The sequence below is a fragment of the Kribbella sp. NPDC104218 genome (genome assembly GCF_055584105.1).
In genome coordinates, this window is the sequence record NZ_JBVJMQ010000005.1 from 1 (window position 1) to 25,938 (window position 25,938).

General features: G+C 69.9%; 23 protein-coding genes and 1 rRNA gene. 22 read left to right on the forward strand and 2 right to left on the reverse strand.

Going from position 1 to position 25,938, the window contains the following annotated elements; translation table 11 throughout:
• The 4 genes from rrf to ACZ6ZD_RS33420 form a co-directional block, all read left to right on the forward strand.
• Positions 1-69, forward strand: a 5S ribosomal RNA gene (gene rrf / locus ACZ6ZD_RS33405); the annotation flags it as partial.
• A 3,376-nt stretch (positions 70-3,445) separates the two neighbouring features.
• A complete protein-coding gene (locus ACZ6ZD_RS33410) occupies positions 3,446-4,099 on the forward strand; it encodes a hypothetical protein (protein ID WP_465678194.1) in 654 nt (217 codons plus the stop codon).
• A 38-nt stretch (positions 4,100-4,137) separates the two neighbouring features.
• Positions 4,138-5,067: a hypothetical protein gene (locus tag ACZ6ZD_RS33415; RefSeq protein ID WP_465678196.1), complete on the forward strand. Its 930-nt coding sequence runs from the start codon at positions 4,138-4,140 to the stop codon at positions 5,065-5,067.
• Positions 5,068-5,119: 52 nt separating this feature from the next.
• Positions 5,120-5,986, forward strand: coding sequence for a CHAD domain-containing protein (locus ACZ6ZD_RS33420; RefSeq protein WP_465678198.1), 867 nt, complete (start codon positions 5,120-5,122; stop codon positions 5,984-5,986).
• A 6-nt stretch (positions 5,987-5,992) separates the two neighbouring features.
• Here ACZ6ZD_RS33420 and ACZ6ZD_RS33425 read toward each other — a convergent pair whose 3' ends face one another.
• Entirely contained in the window at positions 5,993-7,153 is a 1,161-nt protein-coding gene (locus tag ACZ6ZD_RS33425) for a DUF1015 domain-containing protein (RefSeq protein WP_465678200.1), read from the reverse strand.
• A gap of 24 nt (positions 7,154-7,177) precedes the next feature.
• Here ACZ6ZD_RS33425 and ACZ6ZD_RS33430 point away from each other — a divergent pair, with 24 nt between their 5' ends.
• From ACZ6ZD_RS33430 to ACZ6ZD_RS33495, 14 genes are all read left to right on the forward strand, one after another.
• Complete coding sequence (locus ACZ6ZD_RS33430) at positions 7,178-8,284, forward strand: HAD-IIA family hydrolase (protein WP_465678202.1); 1,107 nt, start codon at positions 7,178-7,180, stop codon at positions 8,282-8,284.
• A 43-nt stretch (positions 8,285-8,327) separates the two neighbouring features.
• Entirely contained in the window at positions 8,328-8,825 is a 498-nt protein-coding gene (locus tag ACZ6ZD_RS33435; RefSeq protein ID WP_465678204.1) for a phasin family protein, read from the forward strand.
• Between the two features lies 1 nt (position 8,826).
• On the forward strand, positions 8,827-9,237 hold the full coding sequence (locus ACZ6ZD_RS33440) for a hypothetical protein (protein WP_465678206.1): 411 nt from the start codon (positions 8,827-8,829) through the stop codon (positions 9,235-9,237).
• Positions 9,238-10,053: a TlyA family RNA methyltransferase gene (locus tag ACZ6ZD_RS33445; RefSeq protein WP_465678208.1), complete on the forward strand. Its 816-nt coding sequence runs from the start codon at positions 9,238-9,240 to the stop codon at positions 10,051-10,053.
• 12 nt (positions 10,054-10,065) lie between these two features.
• A complete protein-coding gene (locus ACZ6ZD_RS33450; RefSeq protein WP_465678210.1) occupies positions 10,066-10,998 on the forward strand; it encodes an NAD kinase in 933 nt (310 codons plus the stop codon).
• A gap of 5 nt (positions 10,999-11,003) precedes the next feature.
• On the forward strand, positions 11,004-12,734 hold the full coding sequence (gene recN / locus ACZ6ZD_RS33455; RefSeq protein ID WP_465678212.1) for a DNA repair protein RecN: 1,731 nt from the start codon (positions 11,004-11,006) through the stop codon (positions 12,732-12,734).
• Between the two features lie 96 nt (positions 12,735-12,830).
• Entirely contained in the window at positions 12,831-14,012 is a 1,182-nt protein-coding gene (gene steA, locus ACZ6ZD_RS33460; RefSeq protein WP_465678214.1) for a putative cytokinetic ring protein SteA, read from the forward strand.
• Entirely contained in the window at positions 14,009-14,956 is a 948-nt protein-coding gene (locus ACZ6ZD_RS33465) for a copper transporter (RefSeq protein WP_465678215.1), read from the forward strand. Before steA ends, ACZ6ZD_RS33465 begins: the two co-directional genes overlap by 4 nt.
• A gap of 1 nt (position 14,957) precedes the next feature.
• Positions 14,958-15,770 (forward strand): hypothetical protein, encoded by an 813-nt coding sequence (locus tag ACZ6ZD_RS33470; RefSeq protein WP_465678217.1) that lies wholly within the window; start codon positions 14,958-14,960, stop codon positions 15,768-15,770.
• A 119-nt stretch (positions 15,771-15,889) separates the two neighbouring features.
• Positions 15,890-17,422, forward strand: a complete 1,533-nt coding sequence (murJ, locus tag ACZ6ZD_RS33475) for a murein biosynthesis integral membrane protein MurJ (protein ID WP_465678219.1) — start codon at positions 15,890-15,892, stop codon at positions 17,420-17,422.
• Positions 17,419-18,444 carry a glycosyltransferase family 4 protein gene (locus ACZ6ZD_RS33480; protein ID WP_465678221.1) on the forward strand — a complete coding sequence of 342 codons (1,026 nt, stop codon included), beginning with the start codon at positions 17,419-17,421 and terminating at the stop codon, positions 18,442-18,444. The genes murJ and ACZ6ZD_RS33480 overlap by 4 nt, the downstream gene beginning before the upstream one ends.
• Before the next feature lie 21 nt (positions 18,445-18,465).
• Positions 18,466-20,187 (forward strand): CTP synthase, encoded by a 1,722-nt coding sequence (locus tag ACZ6ZD_RS33485; RefSeq protein ID WP_465678222.1) that lies wholly within the window; start codon positions 18,466-18,468, stop codon positions 20,185-20,187.
• A complete protein-coding gene (locus ACZ6ZD_RS33490) occupies positions 20,187-20,834 on the forward strand; it encodes an NUDIX domain-containing protein (RefSeq protein WP_465678223.1) in 648 nt (215 codons plus the stop codon). Before ACZ6ZD_RS33485 ends, ACZ6ZD_RS33490 begins: the two co-directional genes overlap by 1 nt.
• Positions 20,835-20,917: 83 nt before the next feature.
• On the forward strand, positions 20,918-21,649 hold the full coding sequence (locus tag ACZ6ZD_RS33495; RefSeq protein ID WP_465678224.1) for a peptidylprolyl isomerase: 732 nt from the start codon (positions 20,918-20,920) through the stop codon (positions 21,647-21,649).
• Here ACZ6ZD_RS33495 and ACZ6ZD_RS33500 read toward each other — a convergent pair.
• A complete protein-coding gene (locus ACZ6ZD_RS33500) occupies positions 21,635-22,231 on the reverse strand; it encodes a hypothetical protein (protein ID WP_465678225.1) in 597 nt (198 codons plus the stop codon). The two genes, ACZ6ZD_RS33495 and ACZ6ZD_RS33500, sit on opposite strands and share 15 nt — an antisense overlap.
• A gap of 420 nt (positions 22,232-22,651) precedes the next feature.
• Here ACZ6ZD_RS33500 and ACZ6ZD_RS33505 point away from each other — a divergent pair, with 420 nt between their 5' ends.
• Genes ACZ6ZD_RS33505 through ACZ6ZD_RS33520 form a run of 4 tightly spaced genes read left to right on the forward strand, consistent with a single transcriptional unit; the run spans position 22,652 to position 25,938 of the window.
• Positions 22,652-23,197: a TlpA family protein disulfide reductase gene (locus ACZ6ZD_RS33505; RefSeq protein ID WP_465678226.1), complete on the forward strand. Its 546-nt coding sequence runs from the start codon at positions 22,652-22,654 to the stop codon at positions 23,195-23,197.
• The gene (locus ACZ6ZD_RS33510; protein WP_465678227.1) at positions 23,194-25,062 is read left to right on the forward strand and encodes an ABC transporter ATP-binding protein; all 1,869 of its coding nucleotides are present in this window, start codon (positions 23,194-23,196) and stop codon (positions 25,060-25,062) included. Before ACZ6ZD_RS33505 ends, ACZ6ZD_RS33510 begins: the two co-directional genes overlap by 4 nt.
• Positions 25,062-25,541: a S26 family signal peptidase gene (locus ACZ6ZD_RS33515; RefSeq protein WP_465678228.1), complete on the forward strand. Its 480-nt coding sequence runs from the start codon at positions 25,062-25,064 to the stop codon at positions 25,539-25,541. The genes ACZ6ZD_RS33510 and ACZ6ZD_RS33515 overlap by 1 nt, the downstream gene beginning before the upstream one ends.
• Positions 25,519-25,938 (forward strand): cupin domain-containing protein, encoded by a 420-nt coding sequence (locus ACZ6ZD_RS33520; protein ID WP_465678229.1) that lies wholly within the window; start codon positions 25,519-25,521, stop codon positions 25,936-25,938. Before ACZ6ZD_RS33515 ends, ACZ6ZD_RS33520 begins: the two co-directional genes overlap by 23 nt.

A 25,938-nucleotide genomic window follows, 5' to 3' on the forward strand; every position in this document is an offset into this window, starting at 1 on the left:
GAAGTTAAGCCCTTCAGCGCCGATGGTACTGCGATCGGGAGGTCGTGGGAGAGTAGGACGCCGCCGGACTTTCACACTGTTAAGGGCCACCCCGTTCCGGGGTGGCCCTTGGCATATCCACAGCCTTTTGTGCGCCCCGCAGTAACCTGCCGCCGGCGAACTCACGCATCCTCACCCCCGGCCAGCGCCGCAAACACAACAACCCGCGATCTGCCGACCCCAACACAACCGCCGGCCCGCCCCAACCCCCTCGTCTCCACCGCGCTGCCCCTCAACCGCGGCACACCGGCACCATCCAGTCGTCCCACGACTGCCGATACCTACCCTCGGTCGCGGGCATCCGCCGTCCCCCTCACCGCAAACGTCGCAGCACGCTGCAGACATCAGCCGGCGACGGTCTCTCCGGCTCCTCAACGCGCCGTACCGGCACAAGACGCACCCGTTCAACTGCCTGCCCGCAATGGCTTCCGTCCCACCTCCCCCGCTCACCAGGCCGATACGTTCGCCCAGCGCACCCAAACCGTGCCCGCCGGCTACGCCCCCGCTGCCTCGCTCTCCCCACCAACGCAAGATCCCGCGAATAGTCGAACACAGCGCCCCACAGGCCCACCAACAATTCCCATCGCCAACCCCGGTCGCGCGCCACCGCATCAGCCGGCGCCATTCGTCGTCCCACCGCACGCCCGCTAGCCGCCCACAATCGCGAACCCGCCCATCCCAACAACATCCCGGCGCGTTCCCGGCCCACGAGCCGTCGGCGGCCCTCGTCAATCTGACAAACCGAAACGGCCGAACATCGCACAGCCCCGCCCGACGACCTGTCCGCGCTCGCAACCCCCGCCGTCCACCTCCCCAGCTCCCCAAACCGGAACAGTCGCCCAGTGCGTCGGAGCCCGATCCGCACGTGGCGCCTATCCGCCTCGCCGGGTTTGTCGACGGCGTCGATCCCAGGGCGGGCCTATAACCCCAGACACAACAGCCCGCCTCCGGCCTCCCGCCGGCTACCTCTTTCGCGTCGACTTCGGTAGCCCTTCAAACGCCATCAACCGGAGCGGCCGATCGGCGTCGGCCTTCGGGAACGCGAAGACGCCGAGGTCGTCGCCGAGCGCCTTCTGCATCGCGGCGCACCGCGGCCGATTACCCGTCCGCGGTCGCGACCCCGCCGTCCGCCTGGCTTGACCCGCCAAGCCGAGAACAGTCGTCCAGTGCGTCGGAGTCCGATCCGCACTTGGCGCCGACCCTCGCTATCCGCCTCGCCAGCCGATAGCCCCAGACACAGTCAACCCGCTCCCGCTGGCTACCTCTTCGCGTCGACCTCGGTCGCTCTTCAAACGCGATAGGCCGGAGCGGTCGAACGCGGCGCCACCGCCGGCCGACTACCTGTCTGCGCTCGCGACCCCCGCCGTCCACCTCCCCAAACCGGAACAGTCGCCCAACGCGCCGAGTCCGATCCGCACGTGCCGCCTACTCTCTTTCCGCCTAGCCGACCCATAACTCCAGACACAATCAGCCCGCTCCCGCTCCCGCTCCCGCTCCCGCTCCCGCTCCCGCTCCCGCTCCCGCTCCCGCTCCGCGTCCCGCTCCCGCTCCCGCTCCCGCTCCCGCTTGGTACCTCTTCGCGTCGGCCTCGGTCGCCCTTCAACGCGAAAGGCCGGAGCGGCCGGTCGCGACGCACCGCGACCGACTACCCGTCCGCAGCTGCGACCATCGCCGTCCACCTCGCCGGCTCGCCAAACCGAGAACAGTCGCCCAGCGCGCCGGAGCTCGATCTGTACGTTGCGCCTACTCTCGCTATCCGCCTCGCCAACCCGTAACCCCAGACACAATCAGCCCGCCTCCCGCCTCCCGCCTCCCGCCTCCCGCCTCCCGCCTCCCGCCTCCCGCCTCCCGCCTCCCGCCTCCCGCCTCCCGCCTCCCGCCTCCCGCCTTCCCTGGTTCCCTGGTTCCCCGCTCCCTGGCTCGCCGCTGGTTACCTCTTTGCGCCGACCTCGGTTGCGCTTCAAACGCGATCAGCCGGAGCGGCCGATCGCGGCGCGCCGCAGCCGACTACCTGTCCGGGGTCCCTGCCCCCAGGGTCCGTGTCGTTGGCCTGTCGGGCGTGGCAGGGCGGGGGTGGGCAGCCCAGGGTGCTGCGGGCCTGCTGCCTCGCAGGCGATTGCTACCTCCCGCCTGCCAATACCTCTCGAACGCGAGACGCTGGGAAGGTTCGGCCCGCCCGCCGAGGGCCCGTTGGCCGCCCGCCGCCGCTGCCATCGCCCGTCTTGTTGGGCGTCCAGTTCGGCAGGCCGGGGTGGGGCAGCCCAGGGTGCCGCGGGTCTGCTGCCCCGCCGATTGCCACCTCCCGCCGCCGATACACCCATCAAACGCGAGAAGCTCGGACCGTTCGGCCGGCCCGCCGGGGCGCGCTAGCCGCCCGCGGCCGCTGTCGTCGTCCGTCTCGTTGGACGTGGAGTGCTGCAGGCCGGGTGGGGCAGCCAAGCGTGCTGCGGGCCTGCGACCCTGCCGGCGACTGCCAGCCCTCGCTGCCGGCATACCCCTCAAACTCGAGAAGCTCGGAAGGTTCGGTGGTGCCGCTGAGGACCTGGCGTTCGTTCGGGATGGCTGCCTCGCCGACTTTGTTGCTGTCAGACCGGACGAGTCGGGATAGCCCGCCGAGCGGCCTGCTTGCCTACTGCCTGTGTGCGGCCGCTGCCCCAGCTCGCTCGTAAAGCGCGGCAGGGTGGGGCCCGATCGCGTAGGTCACCAGTCTGGGGGCGACTGGGCAGCCCGACGAGCGGCATGGCCCGCCGTGGGCCGTCGACTGGCTGCACGCTGCCTGCGGCGTCCGACTCGATGGGCCAGCAGGGTCAGACGCCGCGGGCTGCCGAAGTAGGTTCGCCTGTTCGCCTGTTCGCCTGTTCGCCTGTTCGCCTGTTCGCCTGGGTGGTGGGGGTGTGGGGGTGGTTTGGTGGGTGGGGAGTGGCTCGATGCGGGAGGTTGGGGGGTTGGGCGGTAAGTTTGTGCGGTTACAGTTCTTCGGTTTGAGCATCAGCGGCTGATTGTCAGCAGCGTTAGGAGTCACCTGTGGCTACGCCACCTCGTAATCCCCGCTCCGGGTCCGGGGACCGTCGCGGTTCGTCCGGGGGCGGTGGACGCTCCGGGGGGAGCTCCGGGTTCGGCGCCGGACGGTCGGGGGCCGGTCGTTCGGGAGGCGGTGGCGCTGGGCGCTCCGGTGGGGGCCGGTCCGGTGGGTCGGGTGGCTCGAGCGGTGGGTCGCGGAGTGGTGGTGAGCGGGGCGAGACGCGTCGCGGGTTCGCCGGCTCGCGGGGTGACGACAAGAGTGAGCGGGATCCGTTCGGCGGCCAGTTGGCCGGTCGGGACGATCGGTCCGGTGGGTACCGGGGGCGCTCCGGCGGCCCGCGCCGCGACGACCGCTCCGGCGGCGACCGCGGTGGGTTCCGGCGGGATGATCGCGGTGGACGTGATGAGCGGCCGGCCGGTGGTGGGTTCCGTCGGGACGATCGCGGCGGGCGTGACGAGCGGTCGGGTTCTGGCGATCGCGGTGGGTTCCGCCGGGACGATCGCGGCGGGCGTGACGAGCGGTCGGGTTCTGGTGACCGTGGCGGGTTCCGTCGGGATGATCGCGGGGGCCGGGACGAGCGGTCCGGGTCTGGCGATCGCGGTGGGTTCCGCCGGGATGACCGTGGTGGGCGTGGGGAGCGGCCTGCTGGTGGTGGGTTCCGTCGGGACGAGCGGTCTGGTGCTGGCGATCGCGGTGGGTTCCGTCGGGATGATCGTGGTGGGCGCGATGAGCGGCCGGCGTATGGGGATCGCGGTGGGCGGGATGAGCGGTCTGGTGCTGGTGAGCGGGGTGGGTTCCGCGGGGATGCGCGTGGTGGGTCTCGGGCCGGTGGGCCGGCTCGGGGTGAGCGTGGGGCGTTCCGGCGGGATGAGCGTGCGGGCGAGCGTGGTGGGCCGCGGCGCGATGAGCGTGGGGTTGCTGGGCGGCGGGATGAGCGGGGTGCTGGGCGTGGTGGGCCGCGGCGGGATGACCGGCGTGGTGGGTTCGGGCGTGAGGAGCGCGAGGAGAAGGCTGGTCCGCGTCGCGACGACCCGGTGATCCCCGAGGGCATCACGGGCGCCGAGCTGGACCGGGGCGTGAAGGCAGAGCTGCGGTCGTTGCCGCGCAGCCTGGCGGACCTGGTCGCTCAGCACCTGGTGGCTTCCGGCCGGTTCCTGGACGACGACGCCGAGCGTGCCTACCTGCACGCGCGGACGGCCCGACGGCTGGCCGCGCGGCTTGGCGGCGTCCGTGAGGCGGTCGCGATCACGGCGTATCTGGCTGAGCACTACGACGAGGCGCTGACCGAGTTCCGCGCGGTCCGGCGGATGACGGGTAACCACGAGGTCATCGCGATGATGGCGGACTGCGAGCGTGCGCTCGGGCGGCCGGTCAAGGCGCTCGCGCTGGCGCAGGACAAGCATGTCCGCGATCTGTCCGAGGCCACGCAGATGGAGCTGCTGATCGTCACGGCCGGTGCGCGCCGCGACATGGGCCAGACCGCTGCCGCCGTCCAGATGCTCGAGGTGCCGGAGCTGTCCAAGCGGACGCGGGCGGAGTGGCTGCCGCGGCTGCGGTACGCGTACGCCGACGCTCTCGAGGCGGCCGGGCGGACCGAGGACGCCGTGATCTGGTTCCACCGTGCCGCGGGTTCGGACGCCGACGGCTCGACCGGCGCCGCTGAGCGCGCGGCCGCGCTCGAGGGGCTGGAGTTCACCGACCTCGACGCCGACGAGGACGAGTACGTCGACGAGAAGCCGGCCGACGACACCGTCGCCACCGCCGGAGCCGACGAGGATGACCTCGACGAGGACGACGAAGACGACCTCGAGGCGGATGACGACGACCTCGAGGACGACGTCGACGGTGACTCGGATGACGACGAGGATGACGGCGACGAGGGCGACTCGGACGACGAAGGTGACTTCGATGCGGCCGGGGACGGCGACGAAGACGGAGACGGCTCGGCGGAGGTCGGGTCGGGTGCGACGGCCGATGAGACCGATGGCGGGAAGTCCAAGGAGTAAGCGACTCGCGTGAGTTCTCCCGGGGGAGCGGGAACCCCGGGAGAATGGTGCGATGAGTGAGAGCGTGAGGTCGTGGAGCGGTCCGCCGACGGCGGACGCTCCGGTGGGTGTACTGGTGGCGAGCGCGCTCTCGAAGGGCGCTGTGCGCCTGCAGCGCGCGATCGGGATGGTCGAGAAGGACGAGGACGACGCCATCCATCAGGTGCGGGTTTCCTGTCGGCGGCTGCGCAGCAACCTGAAGCTGTTCAAGAAGGTCCTGGCCGGCAGCTGGTCGACCGGACTGCGTGCCGACCTCGCTGCGCTCGCTCTGGCCTGCGGGGAAGCGCGTGACCTAGAGGTGATCGCCGCCCTCGTCCAGGAGACAGCCGGCGGTGAGGACGACGCCGCACGCGTCGAGTGGATTCTGGGCACGCTGCGGGCCGGTCTGACCGAGGCGGCGACCAGAGCCAACGCAGTGGTGACCAGCGAGGCGACTGCGGCCTTGCTGGTCCGGCTCCAGCAGGCAGCGGCTGCTCCGGAGCTCAAACCGCGAGCTGACGAGCGCTGCGGCGACGTCCTACCTGAGCTGCTGGCCGGCGCTGTCGGAGCGTTCGCCCAAGAGGCCGACAAGCTTCAGCCCTGGACTCCGGACGACGATTGGCACGAAGTCCGCCTGTTGGCGAAGCGGTCGCGGTACGCGGCCAAGACGTGTGCCGCCGTCCTCGGTGAGGAGGCGCTGGCGACCGCTGTGCAGGCCGCCAAGTACCAGGAGCTGCTCGGCCAGCATCAGGACCACTGCGCCGCCGCAGATGCCCTGACGGCGCTTGTACCGGCTGCTGAGCCGGAGCTGGCCTTCACCCTGGGCCGACTGGTCGAGCGGCACCGAGCAGCCCGCAAACCGCTGCGTGAGGAGTTCCTCAGCCTGTACCACCGCTCCTGAACGAGCTCACAGCATTCTGAAGAGCAGGCCGACGCGCGGTTTGGGGCCGAAAGAGGTCGCCTTCTGCGGCAGTACGACGCCCTGGATCGCTGAGGCGAGTACCTGCTCCAGATGGGGTGCGGTGAGCTCGATCGCAACCTGCTCAGGCGTAGCCAGCGCCAACGCGTCCGACCAGGTGTGATGGAAGGTGACGTCGTCCTCGATGGCTCCCCAGGCGGGGAGCAGGTGCTCGTGCAGTGACGAGACGACCGGGACTGTCTGGCCGTTGGACGGGCGGACAGTAAGCCAGGTGCTGCCGTCCGTGATGGCGAGGCGGTCGCGCAGCTCGTCGGACCGGCCAGGGAGCACGTTCCAGCCCGCAGGTGTGCGGGACCGCACCATTTCCAGCGTCAGCCCGGGAACGACGCGGTGGATCGGGTCCAGCGTCAGGGGGTGCCGGTTGTAGTCGACCAGCATGGCAAGGCCTACCGACGTGCTGGCGCGCCCCGGCTCCCGGCGCTGGCGTTCGAGGTACGCCGCGTAGCGGTGGTGACCGTCAGCGATCAGCGCCTCATGCTGACCGATCTCAGCTGCGATTACTGCGAGCGTTTCTGGGTCGTCGATCCGCCAGATGCGGTGCTCGGCGCCGTTCTCGGTCTCGGCCTCCACCCACGGCTCACCGGACCGGGCCGCGTCCACAGCGTCGCTGGCGGCGTGGCCGTCGCCGTACGCGAGCAGAATGGGCTCCAGATCGGCGTCCGTGGCTTCCATCAGTTCCAGCCGGTCGTCGACCCAGTGCGGCATCACGTTCTCGTGCGGCAGCACTACCTGGCGCTGCGGATCCAGACCAAGCGAACCGACCAGACCGCACAGGACGGCGTCGCCCAGCGTCTGCTCGTAGACGTACAGCGCCGGCCGCTCGTCCTGGACGACGATGCCGTCGCGCTGCCAGCCGGTGAGCCGCTCCGCGGGCTCGTCGTACCGGCTCGGACCCAGGTCAGGGTCGCGTGGAAGGATGAGCCTCACCATGTTGTGCAGATCAGACGCAGTCAGCCGCCGGACGATGGCGGGTTCCAGCACGTCGTACGGGGGAGAGGTGACGGCGCCCAGCGCGCTCACCTTCCCAGCGACGAACCGCCACGCGCGCAGCGGTTCCAGCCGCAGCACGCTCGCCTTCGCATCCGGCATGAGCGGCATCGTACGGGCGGACGCATGAGCCCGCACGGCGAAGCGCCAGCACCTTTGTCGGAGTGTGATGAACCGCTCGCGAGCCGGTACGACGTCGCGCTGCTCGACCTGGACGGCGTTGTGTACGTCGGACCCGACCCGGTCCCGGACGCCCCGGAGAACCTGCGCCACGCCGCCAAAGAGGGCATGCGGATCGGGTACATCACTAACAACGCCAGCCGGCCGGCACGGGTCGTAGCCGAGCATCTGGCGTCGTTCGGGCTCGATGTGATCGCGGACGACGTCGTGACGTCCGCACAGGCCGCTGCGAAGCTGATCGCGAGTGAGTACCCGAAAGGCTCGCCGGTGCTCGTCATCGGCGGTGAGGGCCTGTACGCGGCGCTGGAGGAGTACGAGCTGACGCCTGTGCGCAGCAGCGACGCAGACCCGGTGGCTGTCGTGCAGGGCTTCCACCCGGACGTGAACTGGGTGATGCTCGCCGACGGCGCGCATGCGATCAACGAGGGCGCCAAGTGGTTCGCCACCAACCTCGACCTGACCATTCCGACCGCAGGTGGGATGGCGCCGGGCAACGGCACGCTGGTGCAGGCGGTGCGTGCCGCCGTCCAGATCGACCCTGTAGTCGCGGGCAAGCCTGCTCCGCCGCTGCTGGAGACCAGCATCGAGCGGCTGTCGGCCAAGAAGCCGCTGATGATCGGCGACCGGCTGGACTCAGACATCGCAGGCGCCCACGCGGTCGGCATTGCGAGCCTTTGGGTCGCCACCGGCGTACACGACGCGCATGACCTGGCCAGAGCACCGAAGGACGAGCGCCCGACGTACATCTCGCCTGACCTGGGTGGGCTGGCGCAGAAGCACCCAGGCGTTCAGGTCGACGGCGGCCGGCACACCTGTGTCGGCTGGACCGCTGAGGTAGTGAACAACGCAGTCACGGTCAAAGGTGAGGGGGAGCCGTACGACGGCCTCCGGGCGATCCTGTCCGCGGTCTGGTCTGCTGTCGACGCTCCGGCCAAGCCGGTCACCAAAAAGGCGACTGGACGCGGCAGCCGCCGTCCGCTGCCCAAGCCGGGACCGGCGCTGGGCACGATCGACATCAACGCCGCGCTGCACCGGGTCGGCCTGGACAAGTGAACCCGAAGCGCTACCGTTGCTGGAACGAAGCGAGGAGGCAGTCATGGTGATGGACGCACTGCGCGGCTACGTACAGCTGGCGAACGGCCTGACCGAGGTCACCAAGCAGAGGGCGCAGGCGGCAGCGAAGGCATTGCTGCAGCAGACCGGTGCGGACGCGCTGACGTCCGGGCTGACCACCAAGGTGAGCGACCTGGCCGACGAGATCGTTGCCACCAGCAAGAGCAACCGCAAGCTGCTCGAGGCGATCGTGACCAACGAGGTCGAGGGCGCGGTCGCGCGGCTCGGGTTCGTCCGGTCCGAGGAGGTCGACGCGCTGACCCGTCGGGTGACGACGCTGGAGTCGGAGCTGGCGGACGCCCGTGCGGAGACCGCTGCGGCCTCGGTGGCCGCTACCGCGCCGGCCCCGGTGCAGACTCCGGTCAAGAAGGCGCCGGCCAAGAAGACCGCGGCCAAGAAAGCCCCGGCGAAGAAGGCCGCTGCCAAGAAGGCTCCGGCGAAGAAGGCGCCTGCGAAGAAGACGACGGCGAAGAAGGCCTGACGTGACCGAACACCCTGGCGAGCAGTTCCCCCCGGACGTCGATCCCGACGTGGAGCCGGACTACGCGCCGGACGGCGAGGAGACCCCCGCCCAGCCCGACTACGACGCCGAACCGGCGCCGGAGAGCTTCGAGTACGCCGAGGAGCCGCAGCAGCACCTGGACCCGGCTGAAGTCGAGTTCGGCCCGGAGTTCGCCCGGGAGCCGGGTGAGCAGCACGAGCGCCCGTTCACCGCGGAGTCCGCTGACGACGAGGCGGAGTCCGGGCATCCGCTGGTCGAAGAGGTGATGAGCCGGCTGGACGACCTGCGCGAGCGGCCGGTCGGGGAGCACGCCGAGGTGTACGCCGACCTGCACGAGCGGCTGCAGACCGCGCTCGTCGAGGCGGACTCCGACCAGAGCGACAGCAGGTAAGTGGCCAAGGGAGTCAAGCGCTCGCGGCTCGACGCTGAGCTGGTCCGGCGGGGGCTGGCGCGGTCGCGCGAGCAGGCGAGTGAGCTGATCGCCGCCGGCAAGGTGAAGGTGTCCGGGACAGTCGCGTCCAAGCCAGCGACCGGTGTCGGAACGGACGCTCCGATCGTGGTGGACACTTCTGACGCCGACGACCCGGGCTACGCCAGCCGCGGTGCGCACAAGCTGATCGGCGCGCTGGAGGCGTTTCCGGAGGTACAGGTCAAAGGGCGGACCGCTCTGGACGCAGGTGCCTCTACTGGCGGTTTCACCGACGTACTGCTCCGCAACGAGGCCCAGCACGTGTACGCCGTTGATGTCGGCTACGGACAGCTGGTGTGGGCGCTGCAGACCGACGAGCGAGTCACAGTCATGGACCGGACCAACGTCCGGACGCTGACGCTGGAACAGATCGGCGGCGAGCCGGTCGACCTGGTGGTCAGCGACCTCAGCTTCATCTCGCTGACGCTGGTGCTGCCGGCGCTACTCGCGGTGGTGAAACCGGACGGCGAGCTGATGCTGATGGTGAAGCCGCAGTTCGAGGTCGGCAAGGAGCGGCTCGGCAAGGGCGGCGTCGTCCGGGAGCCGGAGCTGCGCGCGGACGCCGTCCGCGGAGTCGCTGCGAAAGCGAGCGAGCTGGGCTGGGGGATCGCCGGGGTCGCGGCCAGCCCGCTGCCGGGTCCGTCGGGAAATGTCGAATACTTCCTGTGGATACGGCGTTCCGCGCCGCCGCTGGATGAGACGATGCTCCAGACCGCCATCGAGCGCGGACCCCAGTGAGTTGGAGGCGGAGTGGCTGAGGTTGAGCCGCGGTGCGTGCTGCTGGTGACGCACACCGGTCGGGACGAAGCGGTCGAGGTCGCGCGCGCCGCGCACCGGCTGCTGACCGACGCCGGGCTGCAGGTCCGGCTGCTCACCGATGAGGCCGAGGCGCTGAAGCTGGAGCCGGTCGACATCGCGGCGGATCCGGAGAAGGCCGCTCAGGACGCCGAGCTGATCATCGTGCTCGGCGGCGACGGCTCGATCCTGCGCGGCGCCGAGCTGGCCCGCCCGCACGGGACGCCGGTGCTCGGCGTGAACCTCGGCCATGTCGGGTTCCTGGCCGAGGCCGAGGTCGACGACCTGGAGCGGATCGTCCAGGTCGTGGTCGACAAGAGCTACACCGTCGAGGAGCGGATGACGCTGGCCGTCGACGTCCGGCTGGACGGCGAGCTGATCGTCGAGTCCTGGGCGCTGAACGAGGCGAGTGTCGAGAAGGCCGCCCGCGAGAAGATGCTCGAGGTGCTGGTCGAGGTCGACGACCGCCCGCTGTCGCGCTGGGGGTGCGACGGCGTCGTCGTCGCGACTCCGACCGGGAGTACGGCGTACGCGTTCTCGGCCGGCGGGCCGATCGTGTGGCCCGAGGTCGAGGCGATCGTGCTGGTGCCGGTCAGCGCGCATGCGCTGTTCTCCCGGCCGATCGTGGTCGCGCCCTCGTCGCGGCTGTCGATCGAGCTGGTCCGCAGCTGGAACGGCCGCGGCGTCCTGTGGTGCGACGGCCGCCGGATGGCCGAGGTGCCGCCGGGGGCCGAGATCGTCGTCCGCCGCGGCGCCCGCCCGGTCCGCCTGGCCCGCGCCCACGAGGCGCCCTTCACCGACCGGCTGGTCGCCAAGTTCGATCTCCCCGTGCTCGGCTGGCGTGGTGCCGCCGAGCGCAAACGCAACCCCAACGGAAACGGGAACTGAGTCAGATGCTTTCTGAGATCCGCATCACCGGCCTGGGTGTGATCGAGGACGCGACCCTGGACCTCGACCCCGGGTTCACGGCCGTGACCGGTGAGACCGGTGCGGGTAAGACGATGGTCGTCACCGGCGTGAACATGTTGCTGGGCGGGCGTGCCGACAGCGGCCTCGTGCGGCACGGCGTCCGGCGGGCCCGGGTCGAGGGCCGGGCGACCGCCGTACCGAAGTCCATCGTGCAGCAGGCCGAGGACCGTGGCGGCGAGCTGGACGACGAAGAGCTGCTGATCGCGCGCGAGCTGTCGTCGGAGGGGCGGTCGCGGGCGTTTCTGGGCGGCGCCTCGGTGCCGGTGTCGGTGCTGGGTGAGGTGTCGGGTGACCTGGTCGCAATCCATGGCCAGGCCGACCAGTGGCGGCTGCTGCAGCCGGCCCGGCAGCGCGAGACGCTGGACACCTTCGCCGGTAAGCCGGTTCTGGTGCCGCTGCAGGAGTATGTGACCGCCTACAAGCGACACCGTGAGGTGGAGGCGGAGCTGACCGATCTGACCACCAGACAGCGCGACCGGCTCGCAGAGGCGGATCTGCTGCGTTTCGGCCTCGAAGAGGTCGCCAAGGCTGAGCCGCTGCCCGGTGAGGACACTGAGCTCGCAGCGGAGGAGGAGCGGCTCGCATACGCCGACGGACTGCGGACTGCGGCCACCACCGCGGCCGACGCGCTCGCGTCCGAAGACCTCGATTCCACCCGGCCAAACGACGTACTAGGCCTGCTGTCGTTGGCGAAACAGGTCCTGGACGGCGAACGCGAGCATGACGCGAAGCTGGCCGAGCTGGCCGATCGGGCCGGTGAGCTGGGCTATCTGGCCGCAGACCTGGCCGGAGAGCTTTCGTCGTACGCCGCTGACGTCGACACCGACCCGGCGCGGCTGTCCGTCGTCAGTGAACGCCGTGCCTTGTTGACCACGCTCATCCGCAAGTACGGCGCTGACGCGGGCACTGTCGATGAGGTGCTCGACTGGTCGAAGCGGTCCGCTGCGCGACTGACTGAGCTGGACGGCAGCGACGAGCGGGTTGAGCTGCTGACTGCGGAGCTGGCCGAGCTGGCTGCGACGCTGACCGAGCTGGGCCGACAGATCCGGGAGGCGCGGATCGATGCGGCGCAGCGGCTCGGCGTCCTGGTGTCGGAGGAGCTGACCGGGCTGGCGATGCCGCACGCGACGCTGTCGGTCGAGGTACACGAAACGGCCGCTGGTCCGTTCGGGATCGACGAGATCGAGTTCTGCTTCGCGGCGAACCCGGGCAGCCCCGCGCGTCCGCTGCAGAAGTCCGCCTCCGGCGGTGAGCTGTCGCGGGTGATGCTGGCGCTCGAGGTGATCCTGTCCGACACCCACAAGGTGCCGACGCTGGTCTTCGACGAGATCGACGCCGGCATCGGCGGCCGCGCCGCGGTCGAGGTCGGAAAGCGCTTGGCCCGCTTGGCGGAGAAGGCCCAGGTCATCGTCGTCACCCACCTGCCGCAGGTCGCGGCCTTCGCCGATCGGCACGCCGTCGTCCTGAAGAGCGACGACGGATCCGTCACCACCAGCGGCCTGGTCGCCCTCGACGACGAGGCCCGGCTCAAGGAGCTTTCCCGGATGATGGCCGGCCTGGAGAACTCCGACGCCGCCCAGGCGCACGCCGAAGAACTCCTCGCCCTGGCCGCCGAACGCCACAAGAAGCCCCGAAAGGGTCGTTCCAAAGGATGAATTGACTGTTCGGTCCGGTGAAATCGGCGGCTGATCGGCCGCCGGGAGCAGGAATGCGCCGGAACGGGCTGCCGGACGTGGCAGGATGAGAGCGCGATGAAACTGCCCAGCCTGCGGAGAGCACGCCCGACTGAACTGCCCGGCATCACCGGTGTGGTCCGGCTCGATCGCCGTACCAAGAATCTCACCAAACGGCTCAAGCCGGGGGAGATCGCGGTGATCGATCACGTCGACCTCGATCGGGTGAGCGCCGAGGCGCTGGTCGACTGCAAGGTGTCCGCGGTGGTCAACGTGGCGGACTCGATCAGCGGCCGCTACCCGAACCTGGGCCCCGAGATCCTGGTCGGCGCCGGCGTCCCGCTGGTGGACGGCATCGGCCGCGAGGTGTTCTCGGTGCTGCACGAGGGCGAGCGGGTCCGGGTGCACGACGGCGCGCTGTACCGCGGCGACGAGGTCGTCGCGAAGGGCGTCGCGCAGGACACGCAGAGTGTCGCCGAGATGATGGACGACGCGCGCGCCGGGCTCTCGACGCAGCTGGAGGCGTTCACCGCCAACACGCTGGAGTACCTGCGCCGCGAGCGCGATCTGCTGCTGGACGGCGTCGGCGTCCCCGAGATCCACACGCACATGGACGGCCGGCACGTGCTGATCGTCGTCCGCGGGTACGACTACCGCGACGACCTGGTCGCGCTGAAGCCGTACATCCGCGAGTACCGGCCGGTGCTGATCGGCGTCGACGGCGGCGCCGACGCCCTGGTCGAGAACGGCTACGTCCCGGACCTGATCGTCGGCGACATGGACTCGGTCCGCGACGAGACGCTGAAGAGCGGCGCCGAGGTCGTCGTCCACGCCTACCGCGACGGCCGCGCGCCGGGCTCGGAGCGCCTGGAGCGCCTCGGGGTGGACTCGATCGAGTTCCCCGCCACCGGCACCAGCGAGGACGTCGCGATGCTGCTGGCCGACTCCAAGGGCGCCTCGCTGATCGTCGCGGTCGGCACCCACAACTCGCTGGTGGAGTTCCTCGACAAGGGCCGCTCCGGAATGGCCAGCACCTTCATCACCCGCTTGCGCGTCGGCGCCAAGCTGGTCGATGCGAAGGGCGTCGGCCGGCTCTACCGCAGCCGGGTCTCGACGTTCCAGATCGTCGCGCTGGTCGTGGCCGGTCTGTTCGCCCTCGGTATGGCGATGGTCGCCATCGACGCCGACGAAGTGCTGTGGTCGATCCTGCGGGCGCGCTGGAACGACTTCACCTACTGGATCCGGGAGCTTTTCACGTGATCGACTTTCGCTACCACATCGTCTCGATCGTGGCGATCTTCTTCGCCCTGGGCGCCGGTGTGGTGCTCGGCGCCGGCCCGTTGAAGGGCACCGGCAGCGACATCATCCAGAACCAGGCGAACGTCGACCGCGCGAACCTCGTCGCCGCCCGGGACGAGATCAACCAGCTCAAGGCGCTGAACAAGTACCACGAGGACTACGAGGCCAAGGTGACGGCCGGGCTGGCCGACAACAAGCTGAACGGCAAGCGGATCGCGATCGTCACGATGCCGAACGCCGACGGCGACGAGGTGAACACGATCGCCGACGAGCTGCAGGCCGCCGGTGGCCAGGTCACGGTCCGGGTCGCGCTGGACGCCAAGCTGCTGGACTCCGGCCAGCGGCAGCTGGTCGAGCCGCTCGTGCAGAACCTGGTCGCCGCCGATCTGGACTTCCCGCAGAACTCCACCACCTACGAGCGCGCCGGGCTGATCCTGGCCCGCGGCGTCGCGGCCAAGGACGAGGGCCGGACGGTGGACGCCGACGCGACCAAGATCATCAGCGGGCTGACCGGCTCGAAGCTGGTCTCGCTGAAGCCGTCGCAGGTCAAGGACCGGGCCAGCCTGATCGTCGTGGTGGCCGCGAAGCCGCCGACGCCGGCGCCGGACAACTCGACGTACAACGACGCGATCGATCTGATCGAGGGGCTGGACCAGGGCAGCGGCGGCGTCGTCGTGGCCGGCACGGCGGAGACCGCGAAGGACGGTGGGCTGCTGAAGGCGTTGCGCAGTGACTCCGACGCGACCAAGATCGTTTCCTCGGTGGACGTGGCCGATCTGCCTGCCGGGCAGATGACGGTCGTCTTCGCGCTGGTCGAGCAGACGACCGGAAAGGCCGGCCAGTACGGCGCCTTCGACGCGAAGAACGGCATCGCGCCGGCGGACGTACAAGTGAAGGACAACTGACGTGGGACTTTTGAGCGCCGTCGTAGCCGCGGCCGCCACTGCCGCACTCGAGAAGGCCGCGGAGAAGCTGCCGAAGGAGAACCGGCAGCCGTTCGAGCGGACCAACCACCGCGGCGAGACGGTCACGCTGCTGGAGGGGCCGGTCGCCGTTCTGGGCGCGCTGGCCGGTGTCGTCGCCGCACCGTCGACCCCCGGCAAGGTGAAGGCCGCTGCGCTGCTCGCCGGGTCGGTGTCCGGTGCAGTCGGCGCGTACGACGATCTGCGCGGGACTACCCAGGCGAAGGGGTTCCGTGGTCACCTGACCGCGTTGAAGCGCGGTGAGGTGACCAGTGGCGCCGTGAAGATTCTTGGCGTCGGAGCCGCTGGTCTGGCCGCTGCGGCCTTGCTGCCGCGCAAATCTTCCGGTGTGAAGGCGCTGGCCGGCGTCGTGGCCGACGGTGCCCTGATCGCCGGTACGGCCAATCTGACCAACCTGCTCGACCTGCGGCCCGGCCGAGCCCTGAAAGCAGTAGCGGCCGTCAACGCGCCCCTGGCTGTCGTCAACGGCCCAGCCGGCGCAGTAGTAGGTGCCGCCACCGCCTCAGCTCCCTCCGACCTCGGCGAACGCTCCATGCTCGGTGACTGCGGAGCCAACGGCCTGGGAGCCATCACCGGCACCGCCCTCGCCGCCTCCCTCCCGCGCCCGCTGAAGACGCTCGCCCTGGCCGCCGTCGTAGCTCTCAACCTGGCCAGCGAAAAAGTCAGCTTCACCAAGGTCATCGCCGAAAACCCCACTCTCGACAAAATCGACCAGTGGGGCCGACGCCCCCGGTGAACGACCAGACGCCGGGCGCCAAGCGCCCGGCCGACGCCGAGCACGACCAAGCAGGAGATGGAGCCGGTCCAACCAGCAGCTCTTCCTTGGGGTCGCGCTTAGCGCGGGCGGTCTTGTTGGTGGCTGTGGTGACCGTGCTGGCTCGGGTGGTGGGGTTCGGGCGGTGGCTGGTCTTCTCGAAGACGGTGGGCGCCGGGTGTCTGGCTGAGGCTTATACGACGGCGAACCAGCTGCCGAACATCTTGTTCGAGGTGGTTGCGGGCGGTGCGCTGGCCGGGGCGGTGATTCCGGTCCTGGCGGGGCCGGTGGCCCGGGGGGATCGGGCGGCGCAGGGGCGGATCGTGGGCGCCTTGTTGTCGTGGTCGTTCCTGTTGCTGGCGCCAGTAGCTGTGCTGTCGTGGGTGCTCGCGTCGACGTACACCGATGTGATGCTGGACGACTGCGGTGGAACGGCCGGGACGGCCACGCGGATGCTGATGATTTTCGTGCCGCAGGTGTTCGGGTATGCGGTGGCGGTGATTGCTACGGCGGTTCTGCAGTCGCACAAGCGGTTTGGGGCCGGTGCGTGGGCGCCTCTCATTTCCAGCCTGGTCGTGGTCGCGACCTACTTCGCCTTTGCGGCAATGGCTCCGGACGCCGACCGCGCGTCCGGTGCTGCACATGACCTCCTCGCATGGGGGACGACGGCCGGCGTGGCCGCGCTGGCGCTCACCGTGCTGATTCCGATGCTGATGCTGCGGCTGCCGATCAAGCTCACGCTCAGGCTCGACCCCGGTGTCGGTCCGGTGCTGCGCAAGCTCGCGCTGGCCGGTATCGCCGTACTGGTCGCGCAGCAGCTCACCTTCGTCGTGACGACCTACCTGGCCAACCACCGCGGCGTAGCGGGCAGCATCGCGGTCTACACCTGGGCGAACGCGGTCTACCTGCTCCCGTACGCCGTACTCGCAGTCCCGATCACCACCGCGGTGTTCCCGCGACTGGCGGCGGCGTACGAGGCGGGGGAGCGGTTCAACAGCTACGCGGCTGGTTCGACGCGTGCGGTGATGCTGGCCGGCGGTGCGGGCGCAGCACTACTCGTAGGCACCGCCGTCCCGGTAGCGCGCATTTTCGCGTACGACGACGGCGCAGTGCGCGAAGCGCAGGCCACCTCACTCGGTGACGCGCTGGTCGCCTTCGCTCCAGCTGCCATCGGTTTCGCAGTGCTCATGCACATCGGCCGCGTGCTCTACGCGAGGCAATCCGGCCGCCAAGTCGCCGTCGTCACCTCAGCGGCCTGGGTGCTGGTCGCAGCCGCTGGCATCGCGCTCACGACCCAGTGGGACGCCGTACCGGCGCTGGCAGCCGCGATGTCGATCGGCATGGTCCTGGGAGCGGTCGTGCTTCTCGGCGTACTGCGCAAGGACGCCGGTCCGGACGCGTTGGCCGGGCTGGCTCGTGCCACGTTGGCTGCCGTCGTCGGCGCCGTACTGGCTGGTGCTGCGGGCTGGGCGGTCGCACTACCTGCACAGGACGGCGGAGTCGGCAGCGCAGTCCTGTTCGCGGCGCTCTCCGGCCTGGCTGTCGTCGCTGTGTACGCCGTCGTCGCCGTAGTACTGGATCGCGCAGACGCGCGCGCTCTGCTTCGTAGAGGTGTTGTGGAGGAGACGTCATGAAGATCGGTCTGCTGCTCGCGGAATCGCGAGGCGGGATCGGACAGCACGTAGCCTCCCTGGTGCCGCGCTACCTGGCCGCCGGGCACGAGGTGGTCGTTTGCGCCCCGCCCGGCACCGCAGAGCATTTCGACTTCGGTGCGGCGTCCGTAGTCACCCAGGCGCCGGCGCTCCGCGGCTCGGACGTCATCCATGCCCACGGCTACCGCGCCGGTATGACCGCGCTGCGCGACCGCGCCAACCTGCGCCCGCTTGTCGTCACCTGGCACAACGCGGTGATCGCTGCCGGCCCGCGTGGCCTGGTGATGCGCCTCGGTCAACGCCTGGTCGCCAAGGGCGCAGACCTCACGCTCGGCGCATCCAGCGACCTGGTGGAGCTCGCCACCAGCCTCGGCGCCCGTGACGCCCGTCTGGCGCCGGTAGCCGCGCCGACGATGCCGCAGGCGACCGTGAGCGCCGCCGACGTCCGCCAGGAGTTGGGCGTCGGTGACCGGCCGCTGATCCTGACTGTCGGCCGCCTCGCGCCGCAGAAGGACTACCCGACGCTACTGTCCGTCGCCGCTTCCGTCCGCGAATCGACCCCGGACGCCGTTTTCGTCGTGGTTGGTGACGGTCCGCTCAAGGACAACCTCCAGGCTCGCGTCGACGCCGAGCAGCTGCCGGTCCGCCTGGTCGGGCACCGCAGCGACGTCGCAGACCTGCTCAACGCCGCCGACGTCTTCCTGCTGACCTCGCACTGGGAGGCCCGCGCGCTGGTGATCCAGGAGGCGATGCAGGTCGGCGTACCGGTCGTGGCGACCTCAGTCGGCGGCATCCCGGAGCTGGTCGACGACAGCGCCGTACTGGCGTTTCCGGGCGATTCCGACGGTCTGGCCGACGGAGTCCGCGCGGTGCTCGCCGAGCCCGACACGGCGAACGCTATGCGGACACGTGGCCGCGAGCTGGCCGCCAGATGGCCGGACGAGGACGCCGTCGCGAAGAATCTGCTCGACATCTACGCGGGTCTCGTCGCGACCACCCCTTGACAGCAGGTAGGCTGGAGGCCCGTGGACAGGGTTTCGAACTCTCAGCAGACCAAGCACGTTTTCGTCACCGGCGGCGTCGCCTCCAGTCTCGGTAAGGGGCTGACGGCATCGAGCCTCGGCAGTCTGCTGACGGCACGGGGCATCCGGGTCACCATGCAGAAGCTGGATCCGTACCTCAACGTCGATCCCGGCACGATGAACCCGTTCCAGCACGGCGAGGTGTTCGTCACCAACGACGGCGCCGAGACCGATCTCGACATCGGCCACTACGAGCGGTTCCTGGACCGCGACCTGTCACAGGTCGCGAACGTGACGACCGGCCAGGTCTACTCCCACGTGATCGCCAAGGAGCGGCGCGGCGAGTACCTCGGCGACACCGTCCAGGTGATCCCGCACATCACCAACGAGATCAAGGAACGGATGCTCGCGATGGCGGGCCCCGACGTCGACGTCGTCCTGCACGAGATCGGCGGCACGGTCGGTGACATCGAGTCGCTGCCGTTCCTGGAGGCCGCGCGCCAGGTCCGGCACGACGTCGGCCGCGACAACGTCTTCTTCCTGCACATCTCGCTGGTGCCCTACATGGCGCCGGCCGGTGAGCTCAAGACCAAGCCGACCCAGCACTCGGTGGCCGCGCTCCGCTCGATCGGTATCCAGCCGGACGCGATCGTCTGCCGCGCCGACCGCCCGATCCCGGACGGCGTCAAGCGCAAGATCTCGCTGATGTGCGACGTGGACGTCGAGGCCGTGGTGGCCGCCGCCGACGCGCCGAGCATCTACGACATCCCGAAGGTGCTGCACGCCGAGGGCCTGGACGCGTTTGTCGTCCGCCGCCTCAACCTGCAGTTCCGCGATGTCGACTGGACCCGCTGGGACGAGCTGCTGAAGGTCGTGCACCACCCGAAGGACGAGGTCACGGTCGCGCTGGTCGGCAAGTACATCGACCTGCCGGACGCGTACCTGTCGGTCGCCGAGGCGCTGCGGGCCGGCGGTTTCGGCAACGACGCCAAGGTCAACCTGCGCTGGATCGCCTCCGACGAGTGCGCCACCCCCGAGGGCGCCGCGAAGCTGCTCGGCGAGGTCGACGCGATCTGCGTCCCCGGCGGGTTCGGCGTCCGCGGGATCGAGGGCAAGATCGGCGCGATCCGGTTCGCCCGCGAGAACGGCGTCCCGATCCTCGGCCTGTGCCTGGGCCTGCAGTGCATGGTGGTCGAGGTCGCTCGCGACCTGGCCGGCCTGACGGTGGCGAACTCGACCGAGTTCGCCCCGGACGCCGAGCAGCCGGTGATCGCGACGATGGAGGAGCAGAAGCACATCGTGGCCGGCGGCGGCGACCTGGGCGGCACGATGCGCCTCGGCCTCTACCCGGCGAACCTGGCCGACGGCTCGATCGTCCGGGAGCTGTACGGCGCTCCGCAGATCCAGGAGCGGCACCGGCACCGCTATGAGGTGAACAACGCCTACCGCGACAAGCTGGAGGCTGCCGGCCTCGTGTTCAGCGGCCTGTCGCCGGACCACGAGCTGGTCGAGTTCATCGAGCTGGACCGCGCCCAGCACCCGTACTTCGTCGCCACCCAGGCGCACCCGGAGCTGCGCTCGCGGCCCACCAAGCCGCACCCGCTGTTCGCCGGTCTGGTCGCGGCCGCTCTGGTCCGCCAGCGCGAGTCCCGCCTCCCGGTGGAGGAGCCGACCACCCCGAAGAAGCCCGCGAGCAAGGCCAAGGCCGAAGCGGTCAAGGCCTGATGGACCACCCCGAGCTGCGCTTCGGCGCCGGTCTGGCCGACGTACCGGAGAAGTGGCCGGTTTCGGCGTCCGAAACGGTGCACTCGACGGGCCGGGTCATTTCGGTCCGTCGGGACACCATTGAGCCTCCTGGCGCCGAGGCGTTCGTTCGGGACGTCGTCGTGCACCCTGGCGCCGTAGGCGTCGTGGCGCTCGACGACAAGAACCGGATGCTGCTGGTACGCCAGTACCGGCACCCGGTCGGCTACCGGCTCCTGGAGCCGCCTGCTGGGCTCCTCGACGTCCAGGGCGAGCAGTACCGCCTGGGCGGCGAACGTGAGCTCTGGGAGGAGACAGGCACCAAGGCGGCCGACTGGCGCGTTCTGGTCGACGCCTTCACCTCCCCGGGCCTCACCAACGAGGCGGTCCGCATCTTCCTCGCCCGCGACCTGTCCCCGGCCGACGAGGCCTACGACCGCCTCCACGAAGAAGCCGACATGGAGACCGTCTGGGCCCCGCTGGTCGAGGTAGTCGGCGCAGTCCTCGCCGGCCACCTCCAAAACCCCATCCTCGTCATGGGCTCGCTAGCCGCCTGGACAGCCCTCAACGGCCCCGGCTTCGAATCCCTCCGCCCAGCCGACTCCCCCTGGCCCGCCAAGGACCTGTAGTGCGCTGAGTACTTGACCTGGAACGGTCGGTAAGGGCATCTTCTGCTGACGTCGAAAGACCCCGCTGCAGCAGGAGGACAGTGATGAGAGGTGTGATCGCAGGCGCGACGCTGGTGGTTGCGAGCTTGCTGATGGCCACTCCGGCCAGCGCGGCTCCGGCCGAGGCTTCCGCGCCCCCGACCGGTACGAAGGGTCCGTGCGGTTACACCACGACCCCGGACGAGCCGCCGGCCCGGCCGGTCTCGCTGCCGCCGGACCCGAAGCGCACGCCGGACAAGGGCGTGGTGAAGGTGCTGATCGCGACGAACCAGGGCCCGATGCTGCTGTCGCTGGACCGCGCGAAGGCGCCGTGCACGGTGCAGAGCTTCCTGCACCTGGCCAAGAGCCGGTTCTACGACTTCACCACGTGTCACCGGCTGACGCTCTACCCGACGCTGAAGGTGCTGCAGTGCGGCGACCCCAGCGGCACCGGCTCCGGCGGCCCGGGCTACTCGTACAAGGACGAGCTGCCGACCGACCTGCCGAACTGGCCGGACGACCCCACCGGCACCCGCAAAATCTACGCCCGCGGCACGCTCGCCATGGCGAACGCCGGCCCGAACACCAACGGCAGCCAGTTCTTCCTGGTCTTCGGCGACTCCCGCCTGCGTCCCGACTACACCGTCTTCGGCTCGGTCGACCGCCTCGGCCTGAAAGCCCTCGACAAGGTAGCCGCCGGCGGCATCAACCCCACCGCCGAGGACCCAGCCCCCGTCGACGGCCCCCCGGCCCGCAAGACCGACATCCTCGTCGCCCGCTCACTAGGCGTCTGGTAACACCGAGCCGCCGCCCTCCGCAAGGGCGGCGGCCACGGTCCGCCTGTTCACCACGAACTCACCCTCCGGCACCTTCGGCAACATGTCGTCCCAGAACGCGATCCCAGCGCCGCGTAGCTGCATCATCCCGACCGGCCGCGCCAAGAACCACATGTGGAAGTGCTCGCTCCCATCACCCCACCGGTTGATGTGAGTCCGTCCCACACCCTCGATACGCCCGACAGCACCAGCCACCCGCTGCAGCACCGGCCCCAGCGTCGCAGTCAACTCAGCCGGCAGCGTGTCCAGCCGGTGGTGCTCGCGCGACACGAGCAATGCGACCAGCGGCAGCCCCGTCGGACCAAACACCTTCAGCAGCCACTGCTCGTCACCCCACACCGCGTCCTTCGTCGGTTCGACACACGTAGGGCACTCAGCACCACCCGGCGCACCCGCCCGCGGCGGCTCCGGCAGCGTCAACTCAGCCAACGGAGCCACCGTCACCTGCTCGAACGGAAAGAACGGGTGCCCGAGTAACGGCTCCGCCGACAGCCGTTCGCCGTACGGGAGCCTGCGGTGATAGTCAGACGGCAGTTCGCTCATGCGCCGTACTGTGCCCGAGGGATCGGGCAGGTGTCAGCAGGACCTGAGAATGAACTGGCAAGCGCTGCAGCTCACGCCGCCACCGGGGAGGGTGCGGCAGGTGCGGTACCACTCCATTCGCTGCGGCGTCTCGTCGGTCGGCCTGCACCAGCAGTACTCCGTCCACTCCTCGCCGGCCTCCGCTGTCACTGCCGGTACCAACTTTCCGACCAGACGGTCAGCCATCGACATGACTTTGTCGAGCATTCGCATACTCCTTCGCTAGCACCGGTTGAGGGGTCCAACGGGCTGATGATAGGCAGCGCGTGAGGGCATCGGCTCGATAATCCGGTGGGCCATTCGAGCAGGGTCGAAACGGCCTCCGGTGAGCCGTTCCCGCTCTAGCCTGACTGGCGGGCCGGACGAGCGCGAGGAGCACAAATGGCAGTACTGACCGCCGCGGTCGTTGCCGTCGGCATCTTGGTTCTGTTCGACCTGTTGCTGACCCTCGGAGTGATTCGCCGGCTACGGCAGCATGCCGGTCTGATCGATCAAGCCCTGACGAACCGCCGCTCGGGTGTCGCCGACACCTCCGGCACACCGCGGCCCGGCGCTGTGGTGGCTGACTTCGCCGCGGTGACGATCGATGGTCGGCAGGTCTCGCGAGACTCACTCGCCGCAGGCGCGACGGTCGGGTTCTTCTCGACGTGGTGCAGCGCCTGCGCGGAGCACCTGCCGGGATTCGTGACGTACGCCGAGAAACTCGGCCGCGACCGTGTCGTCGCGGTTGTCCAAGGCGATGAGCCCGCCCTCGCGGATCTGGTCGCCGCGCTCGCTCCAGTCGCGCAGGTGATCGTCGAGCCCGACCGGGGTCCGGTCGCCACTGCTGTCGGTGTCGAGGGGTTGCCGACCATGGTCGTACTCGACGGCGGACGGGTGCGGGCGAGTGGGTTCAGCGCCGACCAGTTGACCGCCGGCCACGGATGACCGAGCGGCTCCGCGGGTGGGCCGCTTCGTGGCGCGAGCTGAGGACGGCAGTCAGCAGCTCCTTCACCCTGGCCTGGAAGTCCGGTCCGGTTCAGCTGCTGGGCTACGTCCTGAGCACGGTCCTGGCCGGTTTGATGCCGGTGGGCGTGGTGTGGCTGACCAAGCTGGTCCTGGATCGGCTCGTCAGCGGGAATACGGCAGCGGGGCCTCTTCTGCTGCTGGTCGGGGGCCTGGCCGCGGCAACCGTCGTCGCCGGGCTGATGACGGAGCTCAACCGCTTTCTCGGTGCTGAAATCGGCCGCCGGGTCAGCTGGCTTGGCCGCGAGCAGCTGTACGCCGGCCTGGACCGCCTGCCCGGGCTGGCGATGCTGGAGAGCCCCGCTTTCAGAGACCGGCTGCGGATGGCGGAGCAGCACAGCGACTCCGGGCCGAGGATCATCCTGGATGCGGTCATCGGCGGCCTACAGGCGATGCTGACCGCGGTGGGTCTACTGGTCACCTTGCTGACACTGAATCCCGCGATGGCGCTGGTTGTGCTGGCCGGGGCGGTGCCGGCCCTGATCGCCGAGATCAGGCTCGGACGGCGCCGCGCCACGGTCGCGATCGGGCTCAGTCCGGTCGAGCGGCGCGAGGCCTTCTACCGGCATCTGATGACCGACCTCCGTGCCGCACAGGAGTTCCGGTTGCTCGGGCTCTCCCGGCTGTTCCGGCGCCGGATGCTTTCTGAACTCGGCCGGTCACAGGCCGCCCGCCGGCGCCTGGATCAGCGCGATCTGATGGTCCAAGGCCTGCTGGGCGTGCTGGGCGCGGTGATTGCCGGAGCAGGCCTGGCCTGGGCGGTCCTCGAGGCACACGGACGACAGCTGACGGTTGGTGACGTCGCCATCGTGGTTGCGGCGATCACCGGCGTCCAAGCGGCCCTGCTCGGGCTGGTCGCCCGCGTCGGGACGGCGTACCAGGCGATGCTGCTGTCCGGCCACTATCAGGCGGTGATCGAGATTTCGCCGGACCTGGCGGTCGCGGCCGATCCAGTCCCAGTTCCCGAGTTGCGGCACGGGATCGAGTTCCGCGACGTGTGGTTCCGCTACAGCCCGGAGCACCCTTGGGTACTGCGCGGAGTCGACCTGTTCGTGCCGTTCGGGCAGTCATTGGCCCTGGTCGGGCACAACGGCGCCGGGAAGAGCACGATCGTGAAGCTGCTCTGCCGGTTCTACGACCCGACCAGAGGCGCGGTGCTGTGGGACGGCGTCGATCTGCGCGCCCTCGACGTCCTGGAGCTGCGGCGGCGGATCGCAGCGGTCCTTCAGGACTTCATGTGCTACGAGCTGACGGCCGCCGAGAACATCGCGCTGGGACTGGTCGACGGCGCCGAGGACGTCGACGACGCGCCCCGGGAGCAGATGCGGGCCGCGGCCGCCGAAGCCGGCATCGATGAGGTGCTGACGGCGTTGCCGCGCGGATACGCGACGTTGTTGTCGCGGATGTACGTCGATCAGCAGGACAAGGAAGATCCCGCGACCGGCGTACTGCTCTCGGGCGGCCAGTGGCAACGGGTGGCGTTGGCCCGGGCCTTCGTTCGCGGCGGACGAGACCTGCTGATCCTCGACGAACCGACCGCCGGTCTCGACCCCGATGCGGAGCACGAGATCCACAGTGGGATCACCCGCCATCGAACCGGCCGCACCAGCGTTCTGATCTCGCACCGGCTCGGCTCGGTCCGGAACGCCGACCGGATCGCCGTCGTCCAGGCCGGCCGGGTTGCCGAGCTGGGGAGCCATGAGGCGTTGCTGGCCGCAGACGGCAGCTATGCCCGGATGTTCGCCCTGCAGGCGCAGAACTACGTCGGCGCGGGCGAGGGCGACTGATGGCCGGCCGGTGGCTGCGGGCTGTCGCCGTCCTCGTGACGGCGGGTATAGGGCTGGGGGTGTGGCTACTGGCTCGCAGTCGGTTCGTGGTCACGGTTTCCGGGCGGAGTATGGAGCCGACGCTGCTGAACGGGGACAGGCTGCTTGCGGGCCGTCTCCGGTCGCAGACCGGTCTGCGAGTGGGAGAGCTGGTTGTCCTGGTGGAACCGCGGGTGACGCGGTCCGGCCGGGACGAGCAGCGGTGGCTGGTGAAGCGCGTCGCGGCGGTGGCGGGCGACGCCGTACCGGCTGCGGCAGCGGGAGCAGTAGCGGCTGGACAGGTGGTGCCGGCCGGGCATCTGATGGTGCTTGGCGACAATCCGGACGTGAGTTACGACTCGCGCCAGACCGGGTTCGTCGCGCTGGAGCGCGTCGTCGGGCGAATCATCCGGCCGCTCCATGGCGGAGAATCGCGGTATGGAGAAGCCGGAGCTTGCTGAACTGCTGGGACTAGAGGCGCATCCTGAGGGTGGGTGGTATCGGGAGACGTGGCGGTCCGGGGTGGGGTTCGAGCCGGAGGGGTATGGCGGGGAACGGGCCAGTGCTACGGCGATTTACTTCTTGTTGGGGGTGGGGGAGGAGTCGCGGTGGCATCGGGTGCGGTCGGCGGAGATCTGGTTGTGGCACTCGGGTGGGCCGTTGACGTTGGAGTACGGCGAGTCGCCGGAGAGTGCGGTGGCGGTGACGCTGGGGCCCGACGTGCGGGTGGGCGAGCAGCCGCAGGTGGTGATCCCGGCCGGGGCGTGGCAGGCGGCGCGGCCGGCCGGGGATCAGGCGGTGCTGGTGTCGTGTGTGGTGTCCCCGGGGTTCGACTTCGAGGACTTCACGTTGTTGTGA